Annotated in this window: 18 protein-coding genes; 11 read left to right on the top strand and 7 right to left on the bottom strand. The window is 70.1% G+C overall.

All coding sequences use genetic code 11. The features are described from left to right. Window positions 1-130 precede the first annotated feature (130 nt). Window positions 131-376 (top strand): hypothetical protein, encoded by a 246-nt coding sequence (locus BJQ94_RS14415; RefSeq protein ID WP_265401193.1) that lies wholly within the window; start codon window positions 131-133, stop codon window positions 374-376. A gap of 107 nt (window positions 377-483) precedes the next feature. Here the strand turns inward: BJQ94_RS14415 and BJQ94_RS14410 are convergent, their stop codons facing one another. The 3 genes from BJQ94_RS14410 to BJQ94_RS14400 all read right to left on the bottom strand — a co-directional run bounded on the left by BJQ94_RS14410 (window position 484) and on the right by BJQ94_RS14400 (window position 4,280). Beyond that, a complete protein-coding gene (locus BJQ94_RS14410; RefSeq protein ID WP_265401192.1) occupies window positions 484-2,067 on the bottom strand; it encodes a threonine/serine exporter family protein in 1,584 nt (527 codons plus the stop codon). Between the two features lie 67 nt (window positions 2,068-2,134). Further along, window positions 2,135-3,328 (bottom strand): acyl-CoA dehydrogenase family protein, encoded by a 1,194-nt coding sequence (locus BJQ94_RS14405; protein ID WP_265401191.1) that lies wholly within the window; start codon window positions 3,326-3,328, stop codon window positions 2,135-2,137. 10 nt (window positions 3,329-3,338) lie between these two features. Next, complete coding sequence (locus BJQ94_RS14400) at window positions 3,339-4,280, bottom strand: DUF4349 domain-containing protein (RefSeq protein WP_265401190.1); 942 nt, start codon at window positions 4,278-4,280, stop codon at window positions 3,339-3,341. A 162-nt stretch (window positions 4,281-4,442) separates the two neighbouring features. On the opposite strand from BJQ94_RS14400, the gene BJQ94_RS14395 reads away from it, so the two are divergent. The 4 genes from BJQ94_RS14395 (at window position 4,443) to BJQ94_RS14380 (ending at window position 7,964) form a co-directional block, all read left to right on the top strand. Beyond that, complete coding sequence (locus BJQ94_RS14395) at window positions 4,443-4,658, top strand: hypothetical protein (protein WP_265401189.1); 216 nt, start codon at window positions 4,443-4,445, stop codon at window positions 4,656-4,658. Window positions 4,659-4,678: 20 nt separating this feature from the next. Continuing rightward, window positions 4,679-5,602 carry an alpha/beta hydrolase gene (locus tag BJQ94_RS14390; protein WP_265401188.1) on the top strand — a complete coding sequence of 308 codons (924 nt, stop codon included), beginning with the start codon at window positions 4,679-4,681 and terminating at the stop codon, window positions 5,600-5,602. A gap of 71 nt (window positions 5,603-5,673) precedes the next feature. Next, the gene (locus tag BJQ94_RS14385; RefSeq protein ID WP_265401187.1) at window positions 5,674-6,900 is read left to right on the top strand and encodes a hypothetical protein; all 1,227 of its coding nucleotides are present in this window, start codon (window positions 5,674-5,676) and stop codon (window positions 6,898-6,900) included. 77 nt (window positions 6,901-6,977) lie between these two features. Further along, the gene (locus BJQ94_RS14380) at window positions 6,978-7,964 is read left to right on the top strand and encodes an aldo/keto reductase (protein ID WP_265401186.1); all 987 of its coding nucleotides are present in this window, start codon (window positions 6,978-6,980) and stop codon (window positions 7,962-7,964) included. 72 nt (window positions 7,965-8,036) lie between these two features. On the opposite strand, the gene BJQ94_RS14375 is transcribed toward BJQ94_RS14380, so the two are convergent. Together BJQ94_RS14375 and BJQ94_RS14370 are read right to left on the bottom strand one after the other, a co-directional pair. After that, on the bottom strand, window positions 8,037-8,855 hold the full coding sequence (locus BJQ94_RS14375) for an aldo/keto reductase (RefSeq protein ID WP_265401185.1): 819 nt from the start codon (window positions 8,853-8,855) through the stop codon (window positions 8,037-8,039). A 68-nt stretch (window positions 8,856-8,923) separates the two neighbouring features. Beyond that, entirely contained in the window at window positions 8,924-9,832 is a 909-nt protein-coding gene (locus BJQ94_RS14370; protein WP_265401184.1) for a DUF559 domain-containing protein, read from the bottom strand. 188 nt (window positions 9,833-10,020) lie between these two features. Between BJQ94_RS14370 and BJQ94_RS14365 the strand changes: the two genes are divergently transcribed. Then, window positions 10,021-10,962 carry an SDR family oxidoreductase gene (locus BJQ94_RS14365; RefSeq protein WP_265401183.1) on the top strand — a complete coding sequence of 314 codons (942 nt, stop codon included), beginning with the start codon at window positions 10,021-10,023 and terminating at the stop codon, window positions 10,960-10,962. 77 nt (window positions 10,963-11,039) lie between these two features. Here the strand turns inward: BJQ94_RS14365 and BJQ94_RS14360 are convergent, their stop codons facing one another. Continuing rightward, the gene (locus BJQ94_RS14360) at window positions 11,040-12,248 is read right to left on the bottom strand and encodes an MFS transporter (protein WP_265401182.1); all 1,209 of its coding nucleotides are present in this window, start codon (window positions 12,246-12,248) and stop codon (window positions 11,040-11,042) included. Window positions 12,249-12,330: 82 nt separating this feature from the next. Here BJQ94_RS14360 and BJQ94_RS14355 point away from each other — a divergent pair, with 82 nt between their 5' ends. Continuing rightward, window positions 12,331-13,161, top strand: coding sequence for a sulfurtransferase (locus BJQ94_RS14355; protein WP_265401354.1), 831 nt, complete (start codon window positions 12,331-12,333; stop codon window positions 13,159-13,161). A 132-nt stretch (window positions 13,162-13,293) separates the two neighbouring features. On the opposite strand, the gene BJQ94_RS14350 is transcribed toward BJQ94_RS14355, so the two are convergent. After that, a complete protein-coding gene (locus BJQ94_RS14350; RefSeq protein WP_265401181.1) occupies window positions 13,294-14,160 on the bottom strand; it encodes a PhzF family phenazine biosynthesis protein in 867 nt (288 codons plus the stop codon). A gap of 261 nt (window positions 14,161-14,421) precedes the next feature. On the opposite strand from BJQ94_RS14350, the gene BJQ94_RS14345 reads away from it, so the two are divergent. From BJQ94_RS14345 to BJQ94_RS14330, 4 genes are all read left to right on the top strand, one after another. After that, window positions 14,422-15,318 (top strand): ABC transporter substrate-binding protein, encoded by an 897-nt coding sequence (locus tag BJQ94_RS14345; protein WP_265401180.1) that lies wholly within the window; start codon window positions 14,422-14,424, stop codon window positions 15,316-15,318. A gap of 195 nt (window positions 15,319-15,513) precedes the next feature. Beyond that, the gene (locus BJQ94_RS14340; RefSeq protein ID WP_265401179.1) at window positions 15,514-16,410 is read left to right on the top strand and encodes an ABC transporter substrate-binding protein; all 897 of its coding nucleotides are present in this window, start codon (window positions 15,514-15,516) and stop codon (window positions 16,408-16,410) included. 3 nt (window positions 16,411-16,413) lie between these two features. Then, window positions 16,414-17,451, top strand: a complete 1,038-nt coding sequence (locus BJQ94_RS14335; protein WP_275875504.1) for an amino acid ABC transporter permease — start codon at window positions 16,414-16,416, stop codon at window positions 17,449-17,451. Between the two features lie 41 nt (window positions 17,452-17,492). After that, window positions 17,493-18,245 carry an amino acid ABC transporter ATP-binding protein gene (locus tag BJQ94_RS14330; protein WP_265401352.1) on the top strand — a complete coding sequence of 251 codons (753 nt, stop codon included), beginning with the start codon at window positions 17,493-17,495 and terminating at the stop codon, window positions 18,243-18,245. Window positions 18,246-18,391 lie beyond the last annotated feature (146 nt).

The following is an 18,391-nucleotide window of genomic DNA, read 5'->3' as shown; positions in this document are numbered from 1 at the left end:
CCCAGGCCCTCCCGGGCGCCCATTTGGGGGCCGGGCCGGGCCCTGTGCCTTTTGAGGGTGTCGACGTAGGCTGTCTGCGTTGAGGCGCCTCGTCACTGGGACGGGAAGTCGTACGGAGAGCCGGGAGATCATGAGCGCACAGGAAACGTACAAAGCAGTGCTATTCGGTCCGAACGTGATCGGGTCCGGCACTGAGGTGGAACTGCACTACGCCAATGGGGAGTACCAGGACGTGGTGGTGCTCGAGGCCGTGGAGGATGGCCAGACGATCACCCGCACCTACCGCAAGGGCCGGGAGACCGAAGAACCGATCCCGTACCGATTCGTCGACGAAGACGTGTCGGACGAGACCGCGGAGGGCGACGTCCCCAACTAGCGGGCGAAGTTCCCCACTGATCGATCCGCCCACGTCGGTGGCAGCGCGGCAGGCGCTGCCACCGACGTGTCGGCCAGGGCAATCGGCCAGCGGCCAGCGGCCAGGGCCTAGATGCGAGCGCCCGGCTTGGAGCTGCGGCTCAGCCGAACGGGCAGGGCCATAAGCGGCCCCACGAACCGGCGCTGCAGGCTGCGGCCCGGACCCCAGACGTACTGCACGATCAGCTGGGCCAGGATGGCGCTGGCCGCGAGGGCCACCGCGATCGCGCCGGCGGTGAGCAGGTTGAGCAACCCGTTGATGTCGCCGTCGGACATCTGCAGCAGCCCGCGGAACAGCGCCAGGCCCGGCACCAGCGGCACCAGGGCGCACACCACGATCACCAGCGGCGGGGTGCGCACGATGCGCGCGCCGACCGCCGCCAGGAGCCCGGCGCCCATCGCCGCGGCTCCGGAGGACCAGACCAGGCCGAAGCCGGAGCTCGTGGCGCCGAGGTAGATCGCTTCGGCCAACGCCCCGAGCAGGCAGAGCACCCAGAAGGCCCGCCAGGGCACCTGCGTGGCCAGGCCGAAGCCCACCACGATGACCACTGCCGCGGCCAACTGGATCGCCAGGACGCCCAGGGTGGGCGTGAGATCGGCGTTGATGCGCAGGTCGAGACCGAACTTGGAGAGCACCAGTGAGGAGCCGGCGACCCCAGCGACGAGCCCGCCGGTGATCAGCAACGCCTCGATGAGCCGTGCCGTTCCGGTGAGGTAGAACCCGGAGAGGGTGTCGTGCACCGCGCCGAAGGTGGTGACCCCGGCCAGGAGCATGATGATGGTCGCGACGACGACGAGGGAGGGGGTGGCCGTGGGGTCCACCAGTGGAACGAACGCCGCGAACAGCGGACCGATCGCCCCGCCGACCACGGTCTGGTAGAACAGCGGCACCCGGCGTTTGTCGAGCGCGGTGGTGAGGAAGTCGATCACGAACGCGGCGACGAAGGCGGCGAGCACCACGATCGGGCCACCACCGATGAGCGCCGCGGCGCCGGCGCCGACCAGGCTCCAGCCCAGCCGCCGGTAGAGCAGGGGGACCTGGGGCTTGGAGGAGACAATGGTGGCCAGGCGCTTGCGGGCCTCGGCGACATCCGTGGGCTCGTCGATGAGGTCGGCGATCAGCTCAGACGTGGCGGTGAGCTTGGCGTAGTTGAGGGTGCGGTACTTGACGTCCCGGCTGCGCGAGATCGACTCGTGGGTGGACTGGTCCTCGTGCGTGAGGGTGATGATCGTGTGGGTGATGTTCGCCTCGGTGCCGCGCAGCCCGTACGCCCGGGTGAGGGCGAGCATGGCCGCCGTGGCGTCTTCGGCGCCGGCGCCGGACGAGAAGATCACCTCGGCCAGGCGCATGGTGAGGTCGAGCACCGACCGGGTGTACGCGGCGATGTCGATCACCGGGATGGCGGTGGTGGAGGTGCTCGGCGCATCCTCGTAGGCGCGCACAGCGGCGATCCCGCTGGCGTCGGCGCGCAGGATCGGGATGCTGGTGGTGACCGGGCGCGGTGTGGTGGGATGCGGCGCCCGATACGGCTGCTTGGGGATGGGCGATGTCGCGGCGCTGACCGGCGCCGTGGTGAGCGGTGCGGTGGTGAGCGGTGACGTGTGCGCCGGGTTCGCGGGTGGGGCGGGTGTGGGCGGGGTGGTCGGGGGCACGGCAGTCAACTGGACAACTTCAACACTTCGGGGATCGGTGAGGCGGGAGGGGATCGGGCGCGTGCGCTCAGTCATCGAGGGGGCCGAGCCAGGCTGCGGCCACGGTGGCATGGGCGGAATCGGCGTTGGAGGGGTGGAACAGCCCGGCCAGCACGTCCCGGTACAGCCGGCCGAGTTCGTCTCCGGCAAAATAGCTGGCCCCGCCGTTCACCCGCAGCATCAGGTCGACGACCTGCTTGGCGCTCTCCACGCTGCGGTGCTTGAGGCCGGCGAGTTTCGCGAACCAAAACGGGCCGTGGTCGGTGACCGCGTCCACATCGCGGGCGAGCGTCTCGATCTGCGGCCAGAGCGCGTCGAGCAGCATCGCCGCCTCGGCGATCCGGCGGCGGATGTCCGGGTCCTGCGCGAGCGCACGGCCGTCGTTCTTCGCCGACCGGCGGCGTTTCGCGGCCGCGACGCCGAGCTCCAGCGCCCGCTGCGCGAGGCCGGTGTACACGGCCGACAGCAGGATCTCGAAGGTCGCGAAGATTCCGAAGATCAGCGGGTCGTTGACCGGACCGGGCGGCAGCCGGCGCACGACCCGGTCGGCGGGGGCGTGGGCGCCGTCGAGCAGGGTGGTCTGACTCTGGCTGCCGCGCATGCCGAGGGTGTCCCAGTCGTCCCTGCGGCTGATGCCCGGGTCGGCGCGGTCGAGGAACGCCCACACGATCAGCGGCCGGGCCGGATCGGAGCCGTCCAGCCCCATGGTGCCCAGCTGGGTCCAGACCGGGGACAGCGAGGTGAAGACCTTGGTGCCGGTGAAGGTGTAGCCGCCGTCCGGCTGCGGCACGGCATCCGTGCCCGACCCGAACAGCACCAGGTCGTTGCCGGGCTCGCTGACGCCGAACCCGAAGATCGCGCCCTGGGCGGCCTCGGTGAGGACGAAGTCGAGGGCGTGGTCGCTCCGGTCGTGCATGGCCTTGGCGACGCCGGTCCAGACCAGGTGCATGTTCACCGCGAGGGCCGTGGCCGGGGCGTGAGCGGCGAGCCGGGCCTGCTCGACGGCCAGCTGCGGCAGGGTGAGGCCCAGCCCGCCAAAGCGCACGGGCACCAGAGCGCGCAGGTAGCCGGCCTCGGCGAGTTCGGCGACGTCGTCGAACGGGAAGCTGTTGGCGGCGTCGTGGCCGGCAGCACGCGACCGGATGCGCCCGAGCAGCTCGTCGTCGAGCACAGCCGCCGGGGCGGCGGGAGAGGGCACCGCGGAGCGGAAGGATTCGGTCACACCTGCAAGCCTACGTAGCCTTTCCCTTCCGTGCAGCCAGGCGCACGATGAGAAGCACGATCCCGCCGGCCAGAGCCACGATGACCAGCCACGGGAGGGCGAAGCCGATGCCGACCAGGAGCGCGCCGAGCGCGGTCACCAGGGTGTTCCAGCCGGCCGCGATGCCGGTCCAGAAGTCGTCGGGGGCGCCGGGTGCGACGGTGCCGGTGGAGTACAGGTCGAGGCCGATCGTGGAGTACTCGATCTGGTCGGTGAGGTAGTCGCGCTGGGACCGCATGCTCTCCAGCTCGCCCTGCCGCGTGGAGAGTTCACCCTCGATCGCGATCAGGTCGGTGGTGCTGGTGGCCTGCGACATGAGGGTGAGCAGGCGATCGACGGAGGTGGTCAGTGCGGTGATCCTGGCGTCGAGGTCCTGGCTCTGCTGGGTGACATCCGACGCGTTCAACGACACGTAGTTGACGGTGCCCAGCGCCCGGAGTTCGTCGAGGGTGCGGTCGAGGTCACCGGCGGGGATGCGCAGCGACAGGTTCGCGCTCGCGGCCTGGTTCTCGGTCTCCGGCGTCTCGGTGCGGCTGTCGACACGTCCACCGGCCTCCTCGACGATGGTGGCCGCGTTCTCCGCCGCCCGGATAGGGTCGGCGACGGTGACGGAGACCGAGCCGGTCGTGATCACCGAACGGTCGGCGGTGGCGGCGTCTCCGGCAGCGGCGTCTGCCGCCTCTCCCGCGGCTTGACCCGGCACGACGAGGTCGCCGGGCATGGTGCCGGCGTCCCTGGAGACGCTGGAGGACGAGCCGGAGTCGGTGCTGCTCTCGGATGCGGCCGTGCAGCCGGCCAGCAGCATGCCGATGAGTGCGAGTGTCGCGGCCGCGCCGGCCCGGCTCGCCCGACGGCGGATGGTGCGGCCTCGGCGCTCCGCCGCCGCACCTGGTGTCTCGGCGCTGTGGTTCATGGGCCAACTGTATGGTCGGCCGGCACCCCCAATCTGGGTGCATTCTGGGAGTCGGATCACAATCGAGTCTCGGCGCTGAGCCGGGCCGTACGCTCGAAGTGGCGTCGGATTCCACGGCGCCGCAGTCCGAAAAACTACGTCGCACTCGTTCTAGGAGGAACCATGGGATTCGCAGATGACGCAAAAGACGCCTTAGCCGCTACCGGTCAGAAGATCCAGCGAGCCGCAGAGGACACCAAGGAACGCGTCTCAGACAAGGTCGACGAGGCCAAGGCCGACGCCGAGGTGAAGAAGGCCGAGGCTGACGTCAAGCACGCCGAGGCCGAGCGCGACGCCACCAAGGCCAAGAACGACTACAAGGAAGACCTGCGCAAATAACACCGGCACAGCAGGGATCCATGCGTCCGGGACCGGAGCCCGCGGCCGGGCAGAGCGGGATCCGGGCGGCGCTGGCGGAGGCACTCCGCCGGCGCCGCACCCCGCGGCTGCACATCCACACCGACACCGGCACCGGCACCGGCACCGGACCCGTCGTGATCCTGGTGCACGGCATTGCCTCCACCGCGGTCACCTTCCACAAGGTCGTCCCGCTGCTGGCGCCGAGGCACCGGGTGATCGCCGTCGACATCCTCGGGCACGGGTCCTCCCCGGCGCCGCCGGACTGCGAGTACACCCTCGACGACCACGTTGCCGCGCTCGCCGCCACCATCCGGGATCTCAGGCTCACGGAGCCGTTCGTTCTGGTGGGGCATTCCCTGGGCAGCCTGATCGCGACCCGGTTCGCGGCGACGCATCAGCGGTATGCCCGACCGGGCATGCGGGTCTCCCGGCTGCTGCTCGTGGGGCCGCCGATCTACCTCTCGCCCACCGACATCGGCGACCCGTGGGTGCGCGCCAGGGTCACCGCCTACCTGCGCGCCTACGAGTTCCTTCGCTCGAACAAGGACTTCACCCTCGCCAATGCCGCCGTGCTCGGCCGGCTGCTGCCCAAGGGCATCCTGGAGCTCACCGCGCAGAGCTGGACGCCGTTCGTGAAGTCGCTCGAGCACTGCATCGAATCGCAGACCATGGTGAGCGACATCGCCGGCCTGCGCGTCCCCGTCGACCTGATCTACGGGGCGCTCGACGCCTTCGTGGCGCCGGGCAGTCTGCGTGTGGTCGAGCGGATGCGGCACGTCACCACGCACCGGGTGGAGGCCAACGACCACATCGTGCGCAGCCGCATCGCCCGGGTGCTGGTGCGGGTGATCGACGGCGCAGCAGAGCCCGCACCGACGGCGCCAGGTGCGCGCGCGAGGAGAGCGCCGAGAGCGCTGGGCTGAGCGCTCCGGCGCCGGCCCGACCGGGATGCCGTGCCACGCTACGATGACATCGACGTGAGCCTGGGGGTGCCGTGACCGACGATGTGACCGATGACGTCACTGACGCCGTGACCGCACCGGTCCCCGGCTTGGTCGCCCCGGCGGCCGACGCCCCGGCACCGCGCCGACCCGGCCGTCGCCGCCTGGCCCGGGCGGGCATCCTGCTGGCTGTGGTCGCTCTGCTCTCCGCCGGATTCTGGGGCTGGAGCGTCGCCGGCGAGAACCGTCAGATCGCAGCGGAATCTGCCCTCACGACGCAGCTCGACGAGCAGACCGACGCCTTCAACGCCCACGACGCACGGCTGCGCAACACGGTCTGGCTGGCCGGACAGGTTCACTCCGTGGTCGACAGCGCCGCCTTCGCCGGGGACACCCTCGCCGAGGCCGGTGCCCTTCGTGAGGCGCTGGCCGCGGCCGACCGGATCGCAGAAGAACAGTCCGACGCAGAACCTGCCGCGGACGACGACCTCACCACAGGCGCCGGGTACCGACCCCCGTGGGCGACCATCGCTGACGCCGAACGACTCGAAGGCCTCACCCGCGACTCCCGTCGATCCGAGGACCGGTTGCTCACGGCGGCGACGGATGTCACGGCGACGAGGGATTCCCTCGACGACGCCGAGGCGGCATACTTCACCGCGGCGGCGACCCGTGCGGAGCAGACCATCTCGACCGACGCGCTCTCCAACCGGTCCCTGCAGGTCGCGCTGCTCCGCCTGGCCGAACAGGCCCGTGAACCCACCATGGTCAACGCCAGGGACGGGGTCTTCCTCGCCGCCCTGATGGGTGCCGAAGAGCAGGTGCGCGCCTCGCAGGCCCTGAACGAGGCCAGGCGCGCCGACCCGGCGTTGGCCGTGCGCAGCGAGATCGAGGATTACGCGCGGTCCCTCAGCAACGGAGTCGCCCTCGAGTTCGTCTGGGCGGAAGAAGTGTCCGGTCTCGGGCACGACTGGTTGTCCGGCACCGCGGAGACCTACGACACCGACGGCGGCTGGTCGATCATCAGCCTGAACTACACGATCGAAGAGGTCTGGTACGACGGCCCGGAGGCGCACGCGCTCGTCGCCCACGAAGTCGGCCACGCGCAGGTGTACCGGGAGACCTGCTGGCCGTTGTTCTCCGGCGCCACTTTCGAGCAAGACCAGGAGACCTGGGCCACGGCCTGGTCGATGAGCCAGGGCTTCGATGCCGGCTCAGGGGTCGAGGCGTACGGCCGTCCAAGCGACGAGCAGGTCGCCGTGGCCGGGCAGTGCCGGTGATCTGAGCGCGGCTGCGTGTTCGCTGCGTGACCGGCTGTCCTCCCGCCGCCGAACGACCTCGTGGCTAGGCTGGGCGCATGGATAAGAGAACACTGGGCAGGACCGGCCGCACCGTCTCCGTCATCGGACTGGGCACCTGGCAGCTGGGCGCCGACTGGGGCGACGTCACCGAGGCCGACGCCACCGCCGTGCTCGCCGCATCCGTTGACGCCGGCGTCACCTTCTTCGACACCGCGGACGTCTACGGCGACGGACGCAGCGAGCAGATCATCGGGCATTTCCTCGAGCATGACGCACCGGGGGTGGACATCACCGTGGCCACCAAGATGGGCCGCCGCGTCGACCAGCTGCCGGAGAACTACGTGCTGGCGAACTTCCGCGCGTGGACCGAGCGGTCCCGCCGGAACCTGGGCACCGAGACCCTCGACCTCGTGCAGCTGCACTGCCCGCCCAGCGCGGTCATCGACTCCGGTGAGGTCTACGACGCCCTCGACACCCTCGTCGACGACGGTGTGATCGCCAACTACGGCGTGAGCGTGGAGACCTGCGAGCAGGCGCTGACGGCCATCGCCCGGCCCGGAATCGCCACCGTGCAGATCATCCTCAACGCGTTCCGGCTCAAGCCGCTCGACGCTGTCGTGCCGGCCGCGCGTGCCGCCGGCGTGGGCATCATCGCCCGGGTGCCGCTGGCCAGCGGCCTGCTCACCGGCAAGTACACCCGCGAGACCACCTTCGCCGCGAACGACCACCGCAACTACAACCGTGACGGCAGCGCCTTCGACGTGGGGGAGACCTTCTCCGGCGTGGACTACGAGACCGGTCTGATCGCCGCGGCCGAGTTCGCCGCGTTGGTGCCGGAGGGCCTCACGCCCGCGCAGGCCGCGCTGGCCTGGGTGGCGCAGATCGACGGGGTCAGCTCGGTCATCCCCGGCGCCCGGTCGGTGTCGCAGGCGCAGGGCAACGCATCCGCCGGCGCCCTGCCCGCGCTGCCGCTCGAATTCATGGAAGGCGTTCAGTCCATCTACGACCGCCTCCTGCGCGAGTCCATCCACGAACGCTGGTAGTCACCACTCGCGAGCCGTGAGCTGCGCCACAACCCGAGCGCCGGGTTGGGGCTCTTCTCACGGTTCGGGGCGTCAGCTGTGGTCGTCCGGGTCCATGCCGGTGCGTTCGCCGGCGTCGAGGGCCGTGATCGCCGCGATGTCGGCGTCGGTCAGGGTGAAGTCGAAAACGTCCAGGTTCTCGCGGATGCGCGACGGGGTCGCCGACTTGGGGATCACGACGTTGCCCAGCTGCAGGTGCCAGCGCAGCACCACCTGTGCCGCGGATTTGCCGTATTGCGCGCCGATGGTCTCGAGCACGGGGTTGCCGATCGCCCGGCCGCGGGCCAACGGCGACCAGGCCTCGGTGAGGATGCCGTGGGCGGCGTTGTAGGCGCGCACCTCGGTCTGCTGCAACCACGGGTGCAGCTCCACCTGGTTGACCGCGGGCACGATGTCGGTCTCGGCCAGCAGCCGGTCGAGGTGGTGGGTGTGGAAGTTGCACACCCCGATCGACCGGGCGCGGCCGCCGGCGTGCAGCGTCTCCAAGGCCCGGTAGGTGTCGATGTAGAGGTTCTGCCGCGGGGCGGGCCAGTGGATCAGGTACAGGTCGACGTAGTCCAGGCCGAGCTTGGCCAGGCTCTCGTCGAAGGCGCGCAGGGTCTGGTCGTAGCCGTGCCGGTCGTCCCAGACCTTTGTGGTGACGAAGACCTCGTCGCGGGGGAGGGCGGCCCGGGCCAGGCCCTCGCCGACGCCGCGCTCGTTGTCGTACAGGGCCGCGGTGTCGATGTGCCGATAGCCGGCTTCCAACGCGATCTGCACGGCGCCGGCGGCCAGGGCATCCGGGATCTTGTAGACCCCGAACCCGAGCTGAGGGATCGTGTGTCCGTCGTTGAGTTGCAGCGCGAGGTCCATGCCTCCCATTAAACCCTTCCGCGAGCCGTGAGTTGGGCCCCGAAAATCGGGGGTTTTTGGGGTTTTGCTCACCGCTCGCGGGCTTGGAGGGTCGCCCTGACCCGGCGGAGGAATTCCTCGCCGCCGTTCTGGAGGTCGTCGTCTGAGACCCGGATGACCCGCCAGCCGTGATCCTCCAGCCGTTCACGGCGGGTGATGTCTGTGCGGAACTGGGCGCGGTCGGTGCGGTGGCCGTCTCCCTCGTACTCGACGCAGGCGCGGTGCTGCAGCCAGGCGAGGTCGACGCGGGCGAGGAAGGCGCCCTCGGCGTCGGTGATCACATAGTTGACGATCGGCTCGGGCAGGCCGGCGTCGACCAGGAGCAGCCGGGTCTGGGTCTCCTTGGGGGACTCCACGCGGGCGCGGGCCAGCGAGGCGGCCTCACGGAGGCGCTTCACCCCGCGGCGACCGGCGAGGGGAAGCAGGGCCCGGCGCAGGTCGTCCGGCACGAAGTTGGGCCGCTCGCCGCCGCAGAGGTGATCGGCGACTGCCACAAGGGCACCAAGCGGCAGGACGGTGCCGAGGTCGATCCAGGTCTGTAGCGGTGAGGTGACCGGGATGCCGTCGACGAACTCGGCGTGCAGCAGCTCATGCCGCAGCTCGTGGCCGACGACGCCGTTCATCTGGGGTGCCCGGGTGCCGGCGGGAACGGTGACGTGGATGCGCGGGTCGGCGGCCAGCCAGCCCGGCAGGGGCAGCCCGTGCAGGAGGGCGGCCGTGTGGTGGCTGATCAGGTGCGTGGGCGCCATCCGCTCGGCGTAGCTGCGGCTGCGCTCGAGCGCCGTGATGGGCGGCGGGCCGGCCGCCCGCACGCCGCGGAAGGGCGCACTGAGGTCGGGTCCCTGCAGCCGGCGGCGGGTGAGGCCGAGGCTCCGGCCGAACGCCACCGCGAAAGGTTCGGCCATGAGCTCTGGAGGAAGGGAGACGCGTCGTGGCATGCGCACATGATGCCAAACCGGCCGCCATCCCCGGGGAAACAATCCACAGGCCTCGCGAGCCGTGAGCAGAGCCCCGAAAATGGGGGATTTTCGGGGCTCAACTCACGGTTCGCGGGGGTGTTCGGGCCTAGTCTCGAGAGCGTACGGACGACGAAGAACCCGAGCCCCACCTCCTGCGAGGAGCCCCGATGAGCGCCGCCCCACCCGAGCCGTCTGTTCCACCGGCGCCGGCCGCCGGGCCCGCCCTGCACGGCAAGACGGCACTGGTGACCGGGGTATCCCGGCGCAAGGGCATCGGCTACGCGGTGGCGTGCCGGCTCGCCGAGCTGGGCGCCAACGTGTTCGTGCAACACTTCGCCCCGCACGACGCGGAACAACCCTGGGGCGGCGACGACCTCGACGCGGTGCGGGCTGGCATCCGCTCGGCGCTGACCGAGGGTGCCGTGTTCGGCGACCTGAGCGCCGACCTGGCCACGCCGGATGCCGCGGCCGTGGTGATGGGCGCGGCGACCGGGCTCACCGGTCGGGTCGACATCCTCGTGGCCAACCACGCCCGCAGCGGCGGCGACGGCTCCATCTTCGACCTCACCGCCGACATGCTCGACGCGCACTGGCAGGTCAACGCCCGCTCGACACTGCTGCTCACCCGCGCCTTCGCCGAGCAGTTCGGCGACGCGGCCAGGCGCGACGCAGAGGACGCCGGACCGACCCCGCCGCGGCGGCCGGGCGAGCGCGCCGACCTGCCCGCGGCCATCGACGAGTTCGCCACCGGCCGGGTGGTCTGGCTCACCTCCGGGCAAATGCACGGGCGTATGCCGGGGGAGGTCGCGTACGCGGCCAGCAAGGCGGTTCTGGCCGGTCTGACAGCCACGGTGGCCAGTGAACTGCTCACCCACGGCATCATCCTCAACACCGTCAATCCCGGCCCGGTGGACACCGGCTACCTCACCCCGGAGACCACCGACCGACCGCTGGCCGGCATGCTCGAGTACCTGCGCACCATCCCGTTCGGCCGGTTCGGCGACCCCCGTGACCCTGCCCGCCTGATCGGCTGGCTGTGCACGCCGGATGCCCGCTGGCTGGTGGGCCAGGTGCTCACCAGCGACGGCGGATTCGCCCTCGCGACCTGAGGCGCCCTCTCGCGAGCCGTGAGGAAAGCCCCGAAAACCCGAGGTTTTCGGGGCTCAACTCACGGCTCGCGGAAGAGTTAAGACACCTGGATGCTGATGGGCTCGGTGTCGGGAATCGGGCTCACGTCGCGTCCGCGCAGGTCGGGGTGCCAACGGCGACCGAGCGCGGGGATGATCGTGCCGAGGGCCGCGAACCCGGCGGCCACGTAGATCGCTGACGCGGCGCCGGAGTGATCGATCGCGAAGCCGGCCAGCGCCGAGCCGAGGGCGGCGCCGATGAGCTGGCCGGTGCCGATCCAGCCGTAGGCCTCGGCGGTGTCGCTGAACTTGACGCTGGCCGACACGATGCCGAACAGCACCGCGAACGACGGTGCGATGCCGATGCCGGCCAGGAGCAGCGCTCCGGAGAGCCACCAGAAGTTGAGCCAGATGGCGGCAACGGCCAGGCCGATCGTGACGATGAGCATCCGGCTGGCCAGCGCCCACGGGCCGATCGGCAGGTGCCCGAGGGCGAGGCCGCCGATGAGCGAGCCGACGGCGAAGATGCCCAGCACCCAGCCGGCGTTGGAGCTGCCGTGGCCGAACACGGCCACCACCCCGGCCTCGACGGCGGAGCAGGCGGCGACGAGCATGAAGCCCACGACGGTGCTCAGCAGCACCTCGGGCTTCTTGAGCACCACGCCCAGTTTGCGGCGGCTGCGGGGGATGCGCACCCGGCCGACCTCGGGCAGTGCCACGAACCAGACGCCGCCGGCGACGAGGAAGAACGCGGCGAGCAGGATGCCCGCGGTGGTGCTGACCTGGATGGCCACGAAGGTGGCGATGACCGGGCCGAGCACCCAGATGATCTCCTGCGCGGAGGCATCCAGGGAGAACAGCGGCGTCAGCTGGCGGGAGTTGACGACCTTGGGGTAGATGGTGCGCACGGCCGGCTGGATGGGCGGCATCGACAGGCCGGCGATGAAACCGACGATCATCAGGCCCAGGATGGGCAGCGGCAGCAGGGCCATCATCACGATCGCTGTGGTGCAGACCACCATCGTGGCAATGAGTACCGGGCGCATGCCGAGGCGGCCCATCAGCCGGGAGGTCAGCGGCCCGGCGATGGCCTGTCCGATGCTCATGGCGCCGAGCACCAGGCCCGCCGCACCATACGAGTCGAAGATGCCCTCGATGTGGATGAGGAACGCGAGCGAGAGCATGCCGAACGGGAATCGGGCGGTGAGCTGGGCTCCGATGAGTCGGGCAACGCCCGGGGTTTTCAGAAGGGTCCAGTAGCTGCTCACAACCCTCCAGTCTACGACCGGGGCGGCCGTCGGCGCACAGCGCGGCCTCCCTGCCGCCCGCTAACGTGAACGGGTGCACACACTGATTTCGGCGGCCGATCTGGCCGCGCTCCTCGTTGTCGGCCCGGCCCCGCGCATCCTCGACGTGCGCTGGAAGCTCGGCGGCCCTCCCGGCCGGGGCGAATTCCGCCGCGGGCACCTGCCCGGCGCCGTGTACGTCGACCTCGACACCGAGCTGGCCGGGCACGGCGAACCGGCCGACGGCAGGCATCCGTTGCCCGCCCTCGCCGACCTGCAGAACGCGGCCCGCGGCTGGGGCGTGAACGACGGCGACACTGTCGTCGTCTACGACGACCTGGGCAATATGTCGGCTGCACGCGCCTGGTGGCTGCTGCGGCACGCCGGGGTGGCGGACGTGCGTCTGCTCGACGGCGGCCTGGCCGCGTGGCGGGCCGAGGGACTGCCCGTCGTGGAGGGGGAGGAGCCTGTTGCGGCCGGGTCGGTGACCCTGACGTTCGGCGCCCTGCCCACCCTCGACGCGGATGCCGCGGCCGCGCTCGCACAGGACGGCGTGCTGCTCGACGCCCGCGCCGCGGAACGCTACCGGGGCGACACCGAACCGATCGACCCGCGCGCCGGCCACATCCCGGGCGCGCTGAACGCCCCGACGGGCGGCAACCTCGACGCCGCCGGCCGGTTCTTGCCGGCCGCCGAGCTGCGGGCCCGGTTCGAGGCGCTCGGGGTGCGTTCGCACGACGGCTTCGACGTGGGTGTCTACTGCGGGTCCGGGGTGACGGCCGCGCATGAAGCCGTGGCCCTCACACTGGCGGGGTTCACCCCGGCGCTCTACCCCGGCTCCTGGTCGCAGTGGTCCAACCTGCCCGACCGGCCGGTCGCGACCGGCGCCGAATAACCTCACCCGCCCCAGTCCCAGAGCGTCGCGGCACTCGTTGCGCGCGCCGGCCCGCGTTTGAACGCGTGCCGCCGGACCTACCTAGTGCCGCCGGACCGAAGGCGTGCCGCGAGACCGGACGCCGGCCGAGGGTTAGCCGATCTCGACCGCGCTGCCGGTCACCACGATGCCGCCGGCCACGGGCACGTCCACCAGCAGCAGGCCCGGCCGGCCCACATGCCGGCCCTGGCGGATGACCACTTGTGCCGGCGGTCGCACCAGCCCGAGCTCGCGCAGGTACCCGCCCACCGACGCGGCGGCCGACCCCGTGGCCGGGTCCTCGCTGATGGAACCGACGGGGAACAGGTTGCGCGCCTCGAACTCGTGCGGCCCCCGCGCGACCAGCGTGGTGACGGTGCCGGCCCAGCCCTGCGCATCCATCAGGGCGCGCATCGATGCCGGGTCGAAGGTGAAGGTGTCGAACTCGCCCGGGTCTGCGAAGACCAGCACCGGATGCCAGTTGCCGGCGAAGGCCAGCCGCGGCGGGTAGCCGGGATGCAGCGACGCGGGCGTGGCGCCGAGCAGCTCGAGCAGGTCGGCGAGCACCCCGGGGTCGATGGCGCGCAGCTGCGGCTCGACACTGGTGAACGACGCGGTGACGCCGACATCCGTCGCCCGGGTGTGGATGGTGATGGGGCCGACGCTGGTGTCGAAGGTGAGCGCGCCGGCGCCGTCGCGGCCGGCGAGTGCCACGGCCGTGGCGACCGTGGCGTGCCCGCAGAACGGCACCTCGGCCACGGGGGAGAAGTACCGCAGCCGGCTGTGCCGCGGGTCGCCGTCGACCGTGGGCACCGTGACGAATGCGGTTTCGGCGTAGCCGACTTCCGCCGCGATGGCCTGCATCGCGGCGTCGTCGAGGCCGCTCGCATCGAGCACAATGCCGGCCGGGTTGCCCCCGGCGGCGGCATCGGCGAGGTCAGGGTCGGTGAAGGCGGCATAACGCAGCACGGGTACGGTCATGGCCCCATGCTGGCAGAGGTGCCCCGCGTGACGTACAGGCCAATTCGTGGGCGGTGGACGCTTCTCACCCCGGACTGGCCCGGACGCGCCAGTGCGGAGGGGGTAACCTTGACCTGCTCCGTTTCGACTGATCCCGAATCCGATTTCGGCCGAGCCGCACCCCAGCGCAGGGGTGTTCAGGCTCGCTCCAGTCGTTCCACCCCCGGACCGCTCAGTCGACTCGATCCCGTGAGGGCTCGAGACCCATCAAAAGGTTGTGCCATGCGCGCTAAATACGTAATCCCCGCCCTCGCTGCTGCTGCGGCGCTGATGCTCACCGGATGCGTCGACAACTCGACTCCGGCGGCGTCAGGTTCGCCTGAGAGCAGCGCCGCTGCGATCACAAGAGACGACGCGGCAGCCGCGCTGGTCCCGGCCGAGGTTGCCGATCGTGGCACCTTGATCATCGGCACCGAACCGACCTACGCGCCGAACGAGTTCAAGAACGAGGCCGGAGACCCGATCGGCTGGGACATCGAACTCGCCAGTGGCGTCGCCGCCAAGCTCGGCCTGACCCCCAGCTTCCAGGTCGCGAAGTTCGACAACATCATTCCGAGCGTGGGCGGCGGCAAGGCCGACATCGGCGCATCCTCGTTCACCTACACCCCGGAGCGCGCGGAGCAGGTCGACTTCGTCAACTACTACAACGCCGGCATCCAGTGGGCGTCGGCAGCGGGTACTGACGTCGACCCCGACGACGCCTGCGGCCTGAAGGTAGCCGTGCAGACCGCCACTTACGAGGACACCGACGAGGTTCCCGCCAAGAGCGACGCCTGCGTGGCCGCCGGCAAGCCCGCCATCGAGAAGCTCAAATTCGACACCCAGGCCGACGTGGCCAACGCCGTTGTGCTCGGCCAGGCCGACGCGCTCAGCGCCGACTCCCCGGTCACGCTGTACGCGATCGCCCAGACCGGCGACAAGCTGCAGCCGGCCGGCGACACGTTCGATGAGGCCCCGTACGGCATGGTCGTCGCCAGGGGATCCGAACTCACCGCCGCCGTGCAGGCCGCCCTCCAGTCGATGGTGGATGACGGCAGCTACGCGGCCATCCTTGATGCCTGGGGTGTCACCGACGGTGGCGTCGACGCGATCACGATCAACGCAGCCGCGAACGGCTAACCCCCGGCGACGAGGCCGCCGGAGTCCGCCGCCGCGGAACGCGGTAGCCTTGGCGGGCGTCGGTCGGGCTGTTCCCGAACCGATATCGCCGGCCCATTCCCCCAGCGCAGGGGTGTATTAGGCTCACTGCAGTCGTACCGTTCACTGCCGTTCAGTCGAACCGAACCCTCGACACCCTACGAAGAAGGTTGTGCCATGCGCGCTAGATACGTACTTCCCGCCCTCGCTGCCGTCGCAGCGCTGATGCTCACCGGCTGCGTCGACAACTCGACGCCCGCGACCAGCGGCACAGACACCAGCAGCGCCCCCACGATCGAGAAGGACGACGCGGCAGCGGCCATGGTCCCCGCCGAGGTCGCCGACACCGGCACCCTCGTGATCGGCACCGACCCGACCTACGCGCCCAACGAGTTCAAGAACGAGGCCGGCGACCCGATCGGTTGGGGTGTCGAGATCGCCAGCGGCATCGCCGCCAAGCTCGGCCTCGAGCCGAAGTTCCAGGTCGCCAAGTTCGACAACATCATTCCGAGCGTCTCCGGCGGCAAGGCCGACATCGGCTCGTCGTCGTTCACCGACACCGTGGAGCGCGAGCAGCAGGTTGACTTCGTCAACTACTACACCGCGGGCATCCAGTGGGCGTCGGCGAAGGGGAAGGACGTCGACCCCGACAACGCCTGCGGCCTCAAGGTCGCTGTGCAGGCCACCACCTACGAGGACACCGACGAGGTTCCCGCCAAGAGCGACGCCTGCGTCGCCGCCGGCAAGCCCGCCATCGAGAAGCTCAAGTTCGACACCCAGGATGCCGCGACCAACGCCGTCGTGCTCGGCCAGGCCGACGCGCTCAGCGCGGACTCCCCGGTGACGCTGTACGCGATCGCGCAGACCGGCGACAAGCTGCAGCTGGCCGGTGAGACCTTCGACGTGGCCCCGTACGGCATGGTCGTCGCTAAGGGCTCCGAGCTCACCGCCGCCGTACAGGCCGCACTGCAGTCCATGGTTGACGACGGCAGCTACCAAGCCATCCTCGACGAGTGGGGTGTCGCCGACGGCGGCATCGACGAGATCACGATCAACGCAGCCGCGAACGGTTAACCCATGAGCACCACGAACGTGAACGGTGCACCGGCGGGGTCGCCCCCGCCGGTGCGCGAGGCGCCCACGTCCGAGCCGATCAAGGCCATCCGGCTGCGGCACCCGTGGCGGGTGGTGTTCGCGATCGTGCTCGTCGCGATCTTCGTGTTCTTCGTCGTGGATGCGGCCTTCCGGCCGGCCTACGACTGGCCGTCGGTGGGCAAGTACCTCTTCGACCGGCGCATCTCGATGGCCGCCGTGGTGACCCTCGAGCTCACCGTGTTCTCCATGGTCATCGCGATCGTCCTCGGTGTGATCCTCGCTGTGATGCGGCTCTCGCCCAACCCCGTGGTCAAGAGTGTCGCCTGGTTCTACCTCTGGATCTTCCGCGGCACCCCGGTGTACGTGCAGCTGACCATCTGGGGTCTGATCTCGCTCATCTACACGAGCATCGACATCGGCCTGCCGTTCATGACGCCGTGGATCTCGTTCAGCACCAACGCGGCGCTGAACACCTTCACCCTGGCCGTCATCGGCCTGGCCCTGAACGAAGCCGCCTACATGGCGGAGATCGTGCGCGCGGGCCTGCTCGCCGTGGACAAGGGCCAGGAAGAGGCGTCGATCGCGCTGGGCATGAGCTGGTCGCAGACGATGACCCGCGTCATCCTGCCTCAGTCGATGCGGGTGATCATCCCGCCGACCGGCAACGAGGTGATCTCGATGCTGAAAACCACCTCGCTGGTCACGGCCGTGCCGTTCAGCCTCGAGCTGTTCACGAGATCGCGCGATATCTCCGCGGAGACCTTCAACCCGATCCCGCTGCTCATCGTGGCGTCGATCTGGTACCTCTTCTTCACCTCGATCCTCATGGTGGGCCAGTACTTCCTCGAGAAGCGCTTCTCCCGCGGGGTGGGCGACCGGCAGGCCGACAAGACCGAGCCCGACGCCGGCACCGGTGCCATCACGGGCGTCGTGCCCGTCGTGGGGGCGGGCCAGCCCACCGTGATCGTGCCGCCGAAGACCGACAATCCGGGAACGCCCGGCGACGGGGGAGCCCGATGAGCAACACAACCGTGGGGGGCGCGGCATCCGCTGACGTGCCGATGGTGCTCGCCGAACAGGTGACCAAGAGCTTCGGCTCGCACGAGGTGCTCAAGGGAATCACTCTCGAGGTCAAGCGCGGCGAGGTGATGTGCCTGGTCGGGCCCTCGGGCTCCGGCAAGTCCACGTTCCTGCGCTGCATCAACCACCTCGAGGTGCTCTCGGCCGGGCGGCTGAGCGTCGATGGCGAACTGATCGGCTACCGCGAGTCCAGCGGCAAGCTCTACGAGATGGCGCCCAAGGAAGCCGCGAAGCAGCGCCGCGACATCGGCATGGTGTTCCAGCGGTTCAACCTGTTCCCGCACATGACGGCCCTGCAGAACGTCTCCGAGGCCCCGCTGCGGGTGAAGGGACTGCCCAAGGCGCAGGTTGAACGCACCGCACGCGACCTGCTCGCCCGGGTGGGCCTGGCCGACCGGGCCGACTACTACCCGGCGCACCTCTCCGGCGGGCAGCAGCAGCGAGTGGCCATCGCCCGCGCGCTGGCGATGGAGCCCAAGCTAATGCTCTTCGACGAGCCCACCAGCGCGCTCGACCCCGAACTCGTCGGCGAGGTGCTCGACGTGATGAAGGGCCTGGCCAAGGAGGGCATGACCATGATCGTGGTGACCCACGAGATGGGCTTCGCCCGCGAGGTGGCCGACTCCCTGGTCTTCATGGATGCCGGCATCGTCGTCGAGTCGGGTCTCCCGTCGGAGGTCCTGGCCAACCCACGCCATGCGCGCACCCAGGCCTTCCTCTCCAAAGTGCTCTAACACCCACGCGAACCGTGAGAAGGGCCCCAAAAACGTCACGTTTTTGGGGCCCTTCTCACGGTTCGGGAGTAGCCCAAGTTGTTGATGATACGATCAGAAGTGTAACTACGATCAATAACGACGGCGACGACCGGTCGAGATAGAGA

The sequence above is a fragment of the Cryobacterium sp. SO2 genome (assembly GCF_026151165.2).
Taxonomy (GTDB): domain Bacteria; phylum Actinomycetota; class Actinomycetes; order Actinomycetales; family Microbacteriaceae; genus Cryobacterium.
The sequence above is the reverse complement of the archived record's forward strand: the minus strand, read 5'-3'. Positions and strand labels throughout refer to the sequence as shown.